The 10134-nt window shown below is 61.4% G+C and carries 14 protein-coding genes, 1 tRNA gene and 1 pseudogene; 14 read left to right on the top strand and 2 right to left on the bottom strand.

The features are described 5' to 3' along the window. The 4 genes from VOI29_RS18705 to hisD form a co-directional block, all read left to right on the top strand. Positions 1-861, top strand: an 861-nt coding sequence (locus VOI29_RS18705) for a UDP-N-acetylglucosamine 1-carboxyvinyltransferase (protein WP_323782152.1), incomplete at its 5' end; no start/stop codon positions are given. Then, the gene (locus VOI29_RS18700; protein WP_323782149.1) at positions 861-1337 is read left to right on the top strand and encodes a DUF2948 family protein; all 477 of its coding nucleotides are present in this window, start codon (positions 861-863) and stop codon (positions 1335-1337) included. The genes VOI29_RS18705 and VOI29_RS18700, both read left to right, overlap by 1 nt. Positions 1338-1430: 93 nt before the next feature. Further along, the gene (locus VOI29_RS18695; RefSeq protein ID WP_323782146.1) at positions 1431-1853 is read left to right on the top strand and encodes a GNAT family N-acetyltransferase; all 423 of its coding nucleotides are present in this window, start codon (positions 1431-1433) and stop codon (positions 1851-1853) included. 158 nt (positions 1854-2011) lie between these two features. Continuing rightward, complete coding sequence (gene hisD / locus VOI29_RS18690; RefSeq protein ID WP_323782143.1) at positions 2012-3313, top strand: histidinol dehydrogenase; 1302 nt, start codon at positions 2012-2014, stop codon at positions 3311-3313. 83 nt (positions 3314-3396) lie between these two features. Here hisD and VOI29_RS18685 read toward each other — a convergent pair whose 3' ends face one another. Continuing rightward, on the bottom strand, positions 3397-4155 hold the full coding sequence (locus VOI29_RS18685; RefSeq protein ID WP_323782140.1) for an SDR family oxidoreductase: 759 nt from the start codon (positions 4153-4155) through the stop codon (positions 3397-3399). Between the two features lie 160 nt (positions 4156-4315). On the opposite strand from VOI29_RS18685, the gene VOI29_RS18680 reads away from it, so the two are divergent. From VOI29_RS18680 to VOI29_RS18635, 10 genes are all read left to right on the top strand, one after another. Next, entirely contained in the window at positions 4316-4795 is a 480-nt protein-coding gene (locus VOI29_RS18680) for a UPF0262 family protein (RefSeq protein ID WP_323782137.1), read from the top strand. 3 nt (positions 4796-4798) lie between these two features. Beyond that, positions 4799-5257 (top strand): low molecular weight phosphatase family protein, encoded by a 459-nt coding sequence (locus VOI29_RS18675; protein WP_323782134.1) that lies wholly within the window; start codon positions 4799-4801, stop codon positions 5255-5257. Next, positions 5254-5664 carry a ketosteroid isomerase-related protein gene (locus tag VOI29_RS18670; RefSeq protein ID WP_323782131.1) on the top strand — a complete coding sequence of 137 codons (411 nt, stop codon included), beginning with the start codon at positions 5254-5256 and terminating at the stop codon, positions 5662-5664. The genes VOI29_RS18675 and VOI29_RS18670 overlap by 4 nt, the downstream gene beginning before the upstream one ends. Then, positions 5664-6251, top strand: a complete 588-nt coding sequence (locus VOI29_RS18665) for a GNAT family N-acetyltransferase (protein WP_323782155.1) — start codon at positions 5664-5666, stop codon at positions 6249-6251. The genes VOI29_RS18670 and VOI29_RS18665 overlap by 1 nt, the downstream gene beginning before the upstream one ends. 161 nt (positions 6252-6412) lie before the next feature. After that, positions 6413-7291 carry a carbon-nitrogen hydrolase family protein gene (locus VOI29_RS18660; RefSeq protein WP_323782128.1) on the top strand — a complete coding sequence of 293 codons (879 nt, stop codon included), beginning with the start codon at positions 6413-6415 and terminating at the stop codon, positions 7289-7291. Positions 7292-7374: 83 nt separating this feature from the next. Next, the gene (gene infA, locus VOI29_RS18655; protein WP_005620785.1) at positions 7375-7593 is read left to right on the top strand and encodes a translation initiation factor IF-1; all 219 of its coding nucleotides are present in this window, start codon (positions 7375-7377) and stop codon (positions 7591-7593) included. Positions 7594-7770: 177 nt separating this feature from the next. Next, positions 7771-8352, top strand: a complete 582-nt coding sequence (locus tag VOI29_RS18650) for a Maf family protein (RefSeq protein ID WP_323782081.1) — start codon at positions 7771-7773, stop codon at positions 8350-8352. Beyond that, complete coding sequence (locus VOI29_RS18645) at positions 8349-9371, top strand: ribonuclease E/G (protein WP_323782078.1); 1023 nt, start codon at positions 8349-8351, stop codon at positions 9369-9371. Before VOI29_RS18650 ends, VOI29_RS18645 begins: the two co-directional genes overlap by 4 nt. Next, positions 9368-9571, top strand: a complete 204-nt coding sequence (locus VOI29_RS18640; RefSeq protein WP_323782075.1) for a DNA gyrase inhibitor YacG — start codon at positions 9368-9370, stop codon at positions 9569-9571. The genes VOI29_RS18645 and VOI29_RS18640 overlap by 4 nt, the downstream gene beginning before the upstream one ends. Before the next feature lie 81 nt (positions 9572-9652). Further along, positions 9653-9727 (top strand) — tRNA-Phe (locus tag VOI29_RS18635). A gap of 100 nt (positions 9728-9827) precedes the next feature. On the opposite strand, the pseudogene VOI29_RS18630 reads toward VOI29_RS18635, so the two are convergent. Further along, positions 9828-10134: pseudogene (locus VOI29_RS18630) on the bottom strand (hypothetical protein); the annotation flags it as partial.

Raw genomic sequence — 10134 nt, 5'->3', positions numbered from 1 at the left:
CGATCTATCGAACTGAAAGATGGCTATCTGCATGCCAAGGCTCCTAAGGGCCTCAAGGGGGCCGTGATCGCTCTGGCCTTCGCCTCGGTCGGGGCGACTGAAAACGTCATGATGGCGGCCACCCTGGCCAAAGGCACCACGGTCATCAAAAACGCTGCACGCGAGCCGGAGATCATTGATCTGGCAGATTGCCTGCGCAAAATGGGCGCGCAAATCGAGGGTGACGGCACGCCCGAGATCACCATTCAGGGTGTTGACCGCCTGCATGGCGCGACACATCAGGTGGTGGCTGACCGGATCGAACTTGGCACCTATATGCTGGCTCCCGCCATTTGCGGTGGTGAAGTGGAACTGCTAGGCGGCCGCATCTCCCTGGTGGGAGCTTTCTGTGAGAAGCTGGAGGCAGCAGGGATTCAAGTGACGGAGACGGACAAGGGGCTTATGGTCAGCCGCAAGAACGGCCGCGTCCGGGCGGTGGATGTGGTGACTGAGCCATTCCCGGGCTTTCCGACCGACTTGCAGGCGCAGATGATGGCGCTGATGTGTACCGCTGAAGGCACCTCCGTGCTGGAAGAAAAGATCTTTGAGAACCGCTTTATGCATGCTCCGGAACTCACCCGCATGGGCGCGCAGATCGAAGTGCACGGCGGCCATGCAACGGTGACAGGCGTTGAAAAGCTGAAAGGCGCTCCGGTGATGGCAACCGACCTGCGCGCTTCGGTCTCGCTGATTCTCGCCGGTCTGGCGGCGGAAGGCGAAACCAAGGTAAGCCGGGTCTACCATTTGGACCGAGGCTATGAACACGTGGTGCGCAAACTTTCCGGGGTCGGTGCCAGAATCGAACGGATCAGGGAAGAGTGATGGCGGATGCAAGTTTCGAAGACGGCCGCGAGGCGCCGCTGAACCTGGGCGCGCTGGAGGCCGAAGACCTTAAGATCCTGTCCTCGTTGCTGCAAGATGCGGTCTTTCCGGTAACTGAAATGAGCTGGCGCGCGGCTGAACGCCGTTTCGCGTTGCTGGTGAACCGGTTTCGCTGGGAAGACCGCGATGCTGCGGAACGACGCGCCCGGCCTTTTGAGCGTGTGCAGTCGCTGCTGGTGGTGGACAATGTGCTGGCTGTCGCCTCGCAGGGCGTGGACCGCAAGGACAAGGATCTGGTTCTTTCGCTGCTCGCCCTTGATTTCGAGCCCGGTGAGGACGGTGCCGGCCACGTGCTGCTCACCCTGGCTGGCGACGGTGCCTTGCGCCTGGCGGTCGAGGCGCTGGAGGTGTCCCTGCGGGATGTCACCAGGCCTTATCGCGCGCCGTCGGGGCACGCGCCGGATCATGGCGTTTGACCGATGCAAAACAAGCGCGGCGTTTCGCAGGTCTTTACCCGCCCTGCGACGGAGCTGCAGATCCGCCCTGCCACAGTCTTTGATGTATTTGCGATGAGTCAGCTGCTCATCGCGTCGATCCGCGACCTGTGCCGGGCGGATCACGGCGGCGATGCCGCAAGAATAGCTGACTGGACTGCGGACAAGTCGCCTGCGCAGATCGTCAGCTGGATTGACGGCCCCGGTCGCTACTGGCTGGCGGAACGGGGCGGCGGCGCCGAAGCGGTCGGCGGCCTGGAGCCGGAGGGGACGGTCTCTTTGCTTTATGTTTCCCCCAATGCTGCCGGGCGCGGTTCCGGGTCCATGCTGCTGGGGCATCTTGAAACGGAACTGCGCGGGGCAGGCCACAGCGACGGGCGGCTGAACGCGACCCGCGCGGCGCTGGGCTTTTACCAAAGCTATGGCTGGCAAAGAGTTGACGCACCTGAGGGATTCTGCGGGACATCATGTATCCCGATGCGAAAAGCCCTGCCCTGACGGCTGCTGCTTCTTTCTGGTCCCGAATACTCCGGGGTGAATTGGCCGTCTGGTCATGAGGGGCAGCGCCCTATCCTTGCGTCCAATTGCACCGCCCCGCGCCATAGTTCTTGAGACCGCTCCGGCATAAAGCTATGCGAGGGCCAAAGGAGATCCCGATGCCGCAGTTTCTGAACACCGCCGATTCTGATTTCGAACAGTCCTTTGCCGCTCTTTTGGGCGCCAAGCGTGAGGATAGCCCGGATGTGGATGCAGTCGTGGCAGGGATCATCGCCGACGTGCGCGCCCGTGGCGATGCGGCGTTGGTGGAGCTGACAGCGAAATTTGACCGGATGGAACTGGACCCCGCGCAGCTGCGGATTACCGGCGCAGAAGTGGAGGCGGCCATCGCCGCGGTTTCCGCAGAGGAACGCGAGGCGCTGGAAGTGGCCGCAGAACGCATCCGCGCGTACCACGCCCGCCAGATGCCGGAAGACGCGCAGTGGACGGACGAGACCGGCGCAAGCTTGGGCTGGCGCTGGTCAGCGGTCTCGGCAGCGGGTCTGTACGTGCCGGGCGGACTGGCCTCTTATCCCTCGTCGGTGCTGATGAACGCTATTCCAGCAAAAGTTGCAGGCGTGCAGCGGCTGGCGGTCACGGTTCCAACCCCGGACGGACAGATCAACCCGCTGGTGCTGCTGGCCGCAAAGATTGCGGGCGTGGATGAAATCTACCGGGTCGGCGGCGCTCAGGCTGTAGCAGCACTGGCCTATGGCACTGAAACCATCGCCCCGGTTGATAAAATCACCGGCCCCGGCAATGCTTTTGTTGCCGCCGCCAAGCGCCGGGTCTTCGGCAAGGTGGGCATCGACATGATTGCGGGCCCTTCCGAAATCCTGGTGATTGCGGATAAAGACAACAACCCTGACTGGATTGCGCTGGATCTGATGAGCCAGGCAGAACATGACGAAAGCGCCCAGTCGATTCTGATCACCGATAACGAGGGTTTTGGCCTGGCTGTGGCAGCGGCGGTGGATAAACGTTTGGAAACGCTGGAGCGCCGCGCAATTGCCGGACCCTCCTGGCGGGACTTTGGTGCGGTGATCACCGTGCGGGATCTGGATGAGGCTGCGGCCTTGTCCAACCGCATAGCACCGGAACACCTGGAGCTTTGCGTCAAAGACCCTGCCGCTCTGAGCCAACAGACCGTGCACGCAGGAGCAATTTTTCTGGGGCAGTTTACGCCCGAGGCCATTGGTGACTACGTGGGCGGCCCCAACCACGTGCTGCCCACCGCCCGGTCGGCCCGGTTTTCCTCCGGCCTGTCTGTTCTGGACTTCCTCAAGCGCACGACCCTCAGCCAGATGACGCCGGATTCTCTGCGGGCAATCGGACCGGCCGCGGAAATCCTGGCGCACAGCGAAAGCCTGCAGGCGCACGGTCTGTCTGTCACGGCGCGTCTGGATGCGTTGAACGGTTGAGAACTTGAGGGGCGCTGCCACTCTGTGCGCGGCGCACGCATGCACCCCGGAGTATTTTGAACCGGAAAGAAAGCACTGGCCGTTCAGTAGTGCGAAGTATACCCGCCATCCACGGCCAGCACCTGCCCGGTGATGTATGAGGCAGCGGGCGAAGCAAGGAACAGGATGGCCGGGGCCAGCTCTTCCGGTTCGCCCCAGCGGCCGAGCGAGGTGGCATTCTTCAGTTTTACAGCAATTTCCGGATCGCTGGCCGCGGCCATATTGGGGCCGGTTTTGAAGAACCCCGGGGCAATAGCATTCACGGTGATGCCATATGGGCCAAGCTCCGCCGCCAGTGCCTTGGTCATGCCGTTGATGCCGGCTTTGGCAGTTGTGTAGGCGGCATCTCCGGATTGCGCGATGAGGCCGGCAATCGAGGAAATGTTGATGATACGGCCATATCCATTTGGTGCCATTTGGGCGGCGGCCAATTGCGCAAGGCGGAACGGGGCGACCAGATCAACATCCCATAGCGCTTGTAAATCAGAACGCGTGAATTCCGTCAGGCCGCGCCGGTCCCGTTGCCCCACGTTGTTGACCAGAATATCAAGCCCGCCTTCACCGGCGATGTCTTCGAATGCCGCGGCTGCTGATCCCTCATCAGCCACATCCAGAACCAGTGGGCGGGCGATACCGGGTATCCGGGCAAGCGCATCCGCAACCCGGTCCTGACTGCGTCCGTTCACCCAGACCTCGGCGCCCGCTTCCGCCAGAAGCTTGGCCGCGGCAAACCCCAGCCCGTCCGTGGAGCCGGTCACCAGCGCGCGCTGGCCTTTGAGGGAGAACTGTTCAAGCCTTGTCATCATCCTGTCTCCTATTGCAGGCAAGCTGTGCGTGCGGGCGTGGCCTGTCAAGCACTGCCGCAAATGGCGCAGGCTTTGACGCCCGCTGCTGCATTGCCCCAGGCGCGGCGGTGCGATACTCATGGCCGGACGCCTCAGCGCATTATAGAGACAAAGACCCATGAGCCGCATTAGCCATATCGAACTGGACGACCGCAATCTGCCGCCTCCGACGCCCGAGATCGAGCAGGAGCGCAAAGTGGCGATTTACGACCTGATCGAGGGCAACAGTTTTGCGCTTCCGTCCCGCGATGGACGCGATCTGCCCGCCGGACCTTACCATTTGGGATTGGCGATCCGCGACAAGCGGCTGGTCTTTGATATCAACACCGAAGCGGGCGAGAAAGCAGCAGAATTCCACCTGTCGCTTTCGCCGTTCCGTCAGGTGGTCAAGGACTACTATCAAATCTGCGAAAGCTACTTCAGTGCCGTGAAAACCATGCCGCCCAGTCAGATCGAGACCATCGACATGGCGCGGCGCGGCATCCACAACGAAGGCAGCCGGGTGCTGCAGGAACGGCTGGAAGGCAAGGCCGAAGTCGACATCGATACCGCAAGGCGCCTGTTCACCTTGATCTGCGTCTTGCACTTCGGAGGCTGACCGGTGGAGGAACTGCCGCAGTCCGTTCTGTTCTGTTGCGACCACAATTCGGTCCGTTCGCCGATGGCGGAGGGCATCATGAAGAAATTCTATGGCACCGGCACCTATGTGCAGTCTGCCGGCGTCAAGAACGACATGGAGATCGATGGCTTTTCGATTGCCGTCTGCCAGGAAATTGAAGTCGAGCTTTCGCGGCACCGCTCCCGCTCGTTTGACGAGATGGAGCGCTGGGGCGATGATCTGTCGTCCTTTGACCTGGTGGTGGCGCTGTCGCCGGCCAGCCAGCGCCGGGCGCTGGAACTCACCCGTTTTTTTCACCTTGATGTCGAATATTGGCCAATTATGGACCCTACCGGGCTGGGTGAGACGCGCGCAGCCAAGCTAGATGTCTACCGGCAATCCCGGGACCAAATCATCCAGCATCTGAAGAATCGCTGGGGCGAACCAACGGAGAAAACATGACCGACACTATCGCGCGATACTTTGCAGCCTTCAACGCTGGCGACACCGATGCCATGCTGGACTGCCTGGACGAGCAGATCGCCCACCACGTGAACGAGGGGCAGATCCGTGTAGGCAAGGAGAAATTCGCCGCGTTCTGTGCGCATATGAGCCGCTGCTACAAAGAAGAGCTGACCGATATGGTTATTTTTTCTTCTGAGGACAGCTCCCGCGCAGCGGCGGAATTCATCGTCAACGGCACCTATCTGGTGACCGACGAAGGCCTGCCCGAAGCCAAGGGCCAGACCTACCGCCTGCCCGGCGGATCGTTCATTGAGCTTAAGGACGGCAAGATTTCCCGTTTGACCACCTATTACAACCTGGCGGACTGGATCGCGCAGGTGTCCGGCAAGCCGGCCCTTGCATGATGGCCCTCCGCATCGAAGCGATGACCGGCGCGGTCTTAGAGGCCGCGCTGGACGATGTCGCACGCCTGCGGATCAAGGTGTTCCGGGATTGGCCCTATCTTTACGATGGTGATTTGGCCTATGAGCGGGACTACCTGCAACGCTACCGCGACAGCGCGAGGGCTGTTGTCGTCGGCGCGTTTGACGGAGACACTCTGGTGGGTGCCTCTACTGGTGCGCCGCTGGCCGACCATGCGGATGATTTTGCAGCCGCATTTGACAACAGCGGCATCGATCTGAGCGACGTTTTTTACTGTGCCGAATCCGTGCTGCTTCCGGGCTACCGCGGCCGCGGCGCCGGGCACGGTTTCTTCGTTGCGCGGGAGGCCCATGCCCGCAAACACGGTTTCCGTAAATGCGCGTTCTGCGGGGTGCAACGTCCGGCGGACCACCCGCTGCGGCCTGCAGATTATGCGCCGCTTGACCCGTTTTGGCGCAAGCGCGGCTATCAGCCCCTGGATGGCGCCATTGCGCATTTTTCCTGGAAAGATGTGGGTCAGTCTGAAGAGACGAAGAAGCCGCTGCAGTTCTGGGCCCGGGATTTGTAGCAAAGGTGGAGCGGTCATGCAGAGGGGTTTTCCACAGGACCGTTGCAAGAGAGGGGCGCAGGGGGTGCACAGGCGGTGCACGGAAGTCCCCCCGTTTCCGGAGGCCGCCAGAAATGACCGGAAGAATGCGTGGGCTGCATTGTAAAAAAAGGGAAGACAGGATGAAAATCGCAACTGCCGCCTATACGCTCGACTGGCTCGACAGCTGGGCGCAGTATGAAGACAAATTGGCCGCCTGGGTGTCAGAGGCCGCCGGCAACGGGGCAGAGCTGCTGGTGTTCCCGGAATACGGCGCAATGGAGCTGTCCACGCTGGATGGCGCCGCGGTTGCTGGCGATCTGCAGCAGTCGATCCATTCCGTGTCGGAAAAAATGGAAGACGCCGCCGCCCTGCACCAGAAACTCGCCGCTGAACACGGGGTGCATATCCTGGGGGCTTCAGCGCCTGTGAACAGCGGATCAGCCCGGCCGGTGAACCGGGCGGAGTTTTATGCGCCCTCCGGCAAGCGCGACCATCAGGACAAGCAGATCATGACCCGTTTCGAGCGCGAGGAATGGGGCATCACCGGAGGCGGGGCTCTCAAGGTTTTCGATACCTCGCTGGGAAGAATCGGCGTGCTGATCTGCTACGACAGTGAATTCCCGTTGCTGGGACGCGCCCTTGCAGAAACGGACGTCATTCTGATTCCCTCCTGCACCGAGGCGCTTGCCGGATACTGGCGGGTGCGTATCGGGGCAATGTCTCGGGCGCTGGAAAACCAGTGCGTGACGGCGATGGCGTCGTTGGTGGGCCGCTACGACTGGTCCGAGTCGGTGGACGCAAATACCGGCATGGGAGGCATTTTCGGCCCGCCTGACAAGGGGTTCCCGGAGACCGGTGTGCTGGCCGCAGGCGGCATGAACCGGCCCGGCTGGACCTACGGGGAGGCGGACCTTGATGCCATAGCACGTGTCCGGGCTGACGGCGGGGTGTTGAACCGGCTGCACTGGGAAGAGCAAATGCCGCGGGTGAAATCGGTCACAAAGGCCGTCATAACCTGATTGAGCCCTTGAAATATTGGAAAAATGCCCCCATTTAAGCGCACGTCCCGCAGTTTGCGGGGTAACCCAATGATGGAGACAACATGGCCAAGGAAGATACGCTCGAATTTCCCGGTGTCGTGAAGGAACTCCTGCCTAATGCGACGTTTCGGGTCGAGCTGGAAAACGGCCATGAAATCATCGCTCATACGGCAGGCAAGATGCGCAAAAACCGCATCCGAGTTCTGGCAGGCGACCGGGTCCAGGTTGAAATGACACCTTACGACCTGACCAAGGGCCGGATCAACTACCGCTTTAAATAAGCAGCTGATCCGACAAGACTATCAAGGCCCGGCTCTTTGCCGGGCTTTTGTTTTTTACAGCGGCTTTGCAGCCGCCGCCTGCGGCCGAAGTATTTTCGGCCAGAGGAGACTGCGCGGTGCTTTCCCGCTGCCGGTATTCACCGTATGACAGGCGCAAACAGGTAGAAGGGCCACGGTATGGAGTTCATTCTGGGATCGGGCAGCCCGCGGCGGCTGCAGCTACTGGCGCAGCTCGGGGTGCATCCCGACTGCGTGCGCCCGCCGGAAATTGACGAAACTCCGCTGAAGAATGAGCTGCCGCGGGCCTATTGCGTGCGGGTCACGAGGGAAAAAACTGAAGCTGTCCCCGCGGGGACAAAGGATGTGGTTCTGTGTGCTGATACGACGGTGGCCTTGGGCCGCCGCATTCTGGGCAAACCACGCAATGCGGGGGAGGCGGCAGAGTTTCTGCTGGCCCTGTCAGGCCGCCGCCACCGGGTGATTACCGCAGTCGCCGTGCGCCGCGGCGATCGGGTCTGGGAAAAGGACGTGGTCAGCCAGGTAAAGATGAAAAACCTGTCGGACGTGGAATTGAACGCCTATCTCGCGACGGGTGATTGGGAAGGCAAGGCCGGAGGGTATGCCATTCAGGGCCCCGCCGGCGCATTCATCCCGTGGATCAGCGGTTCCTTCACGGGGATAGTCGGGCTGCCGTTGTCTGAGACCGCCAACCTTTTGCGCGCCGCCGGGCTGCCATTGTATCAGGAGGCTGCCGCATGAAGGGCCGCACTATCATCCTCGACCATATCCAGGACCGTGAAGCCGCTGCCTTGATGGTGGATGGAAAACTGGAGGATTTCCTGATCGACAGCGACGCACCGTCGCCTGGTACCATCTACCGCGCCCGCGCCGACCGGCCGGTGAAAGGGCAGGGGGGCATGTTCCTGACCACCCCTGACGGGCCGGCCTTCCTGCGTCAGGTCAAGGGGCTGGCGCCCGGACAGATGCTTCTGGTGCAGGTCTCCGGTATTGCCGAGCCGGGCAAAGCGATCCCGGTCACCCAGAAACTGCTGTTCAAAAGCCGTTACGCCATTGTGACCCCCGAGGCGCCGGGCCTGAACATTTCGCGCAGCATCCGCGACGAAGACGAGCGCGACCGCCTGCTGGAAATTGCGCATGAGGAAATGGGCGAAACCGGATATGGGCTGATCCTGCGCTCCGCCTGCGCCGGGGCGGACAGCGGGGAGATCGCCGAAGACGTCGCTGCCATGGCGGCACTGGCAATGCAGGTGATGCAGGACGAAGGGACCGAATCTGAGGTACTGGCCGAGGGCGACACGCCGCATCTTCTGGCCTGGCGCGACTGGGTGGAGCCGGCGGACATAGAACGCGGTTCCGGCGGCTTTGAGCGTCTGGGGGTGCTGGACGCGCTGGATATAGCTCTGGGCATCCGTGAGCCGCTGCCAGGCGGCGGCTTCCTGTTCATCGAGCCGACCCGTGCGCTGGTTGCTGTGGACGTGAATACGGGGTCCGACACGTCGCTGGCGGCCGGTATCAAAGCCAATATGGCTGCCGCTAAAGCATTGCCCAGAGCCTTGCGGGTGCGCGGATTGGCCGGACAGATTGTACTGGACCTTGCGCCGATGCCGAAAAAGGACCGCCGCGGTTTTGAAACAGCATTGCGGGCGGCTGTCCGATCCGAGTCAGAGGAGACGGTACTGGCCGGCTGGACCAATCTTGGCCACTTCGAAATGCAGCGTAAGCGCAGCCGCATCGCCCTGCGGGAGGTTTTGAAATGAGTTGCCCGGTCTGCGGCGGGGAGGCGCAGAGGGCACACCGGCCTTTCTGCTCCAAACGCTGTGCTGATATTGACCTCTGCAGATGGTTGAACGGCACCTATGCGGTGCCCAGTCTGGACCCGGAAGATATTGAAAACGCTCCGGAAGAAGCGCGGGAGATATTTCCTGCGGAAGAAAAAACACCTCAAACCCGGCATTAGTGAATTTCTTTCAAAAACCCTCTGGACACCGCCGCGTGCACGTCATAGAAGGCCCCCACCCAAGGCGATAAGCCTTCCCGTGCCCGGGTAGCTCAGGGGTAGAGCAGTGGATTGAAAATCCTCGTGTCGGTGGTTCGATTCCGCCCCCGGGCACCATTAGATCAGTCTTAAGTCTCTGTTTCTTCTGCAAAATCTGATGCAGGAGCTTAAGCGTTTGTCACACATTCCGTACACAATTCTGAGAAGTAACGTGCCATCAGTTCGCGGGGGCGGGTCGAACCTGGCGCTGGTCCGGTCGGCGTTTCCAGCCGCAGAACCTCCCGAAGCCGTCGAAGGGCATGGAGAAGTTCATCGTGGCGTTGGCCCCGGCAGAGGACGCCAACGGGCGCACTTTGTCGGAGTTTGAGCGCGCGAAGATCGGGTTTGGCATTCTGTGCGACGACATCGAAAACCTGACGATCCCTGAGTTCTGGGCAAAGTACGAAGCGTCCGATGTGCGGTGTGCCTTCAGATAGGTCGCATCGATCATTACCGTCTTTTTCTCGCCGTGTTCGGCGGCCAGC

The organism is Leisingera sp., assembly GCF_034669605.1.
Classification (GTDB): domain Bacteria; phylum Pseudomonadota; class Alphaproteobacteria; order Rhodobacterales; family Rhodobacteraceae; genus Leisingera.
Note: the sequence above shows the minus strand (reverse complement) of the source record. Positions and strands in the feature narration are given on the sequence as shown.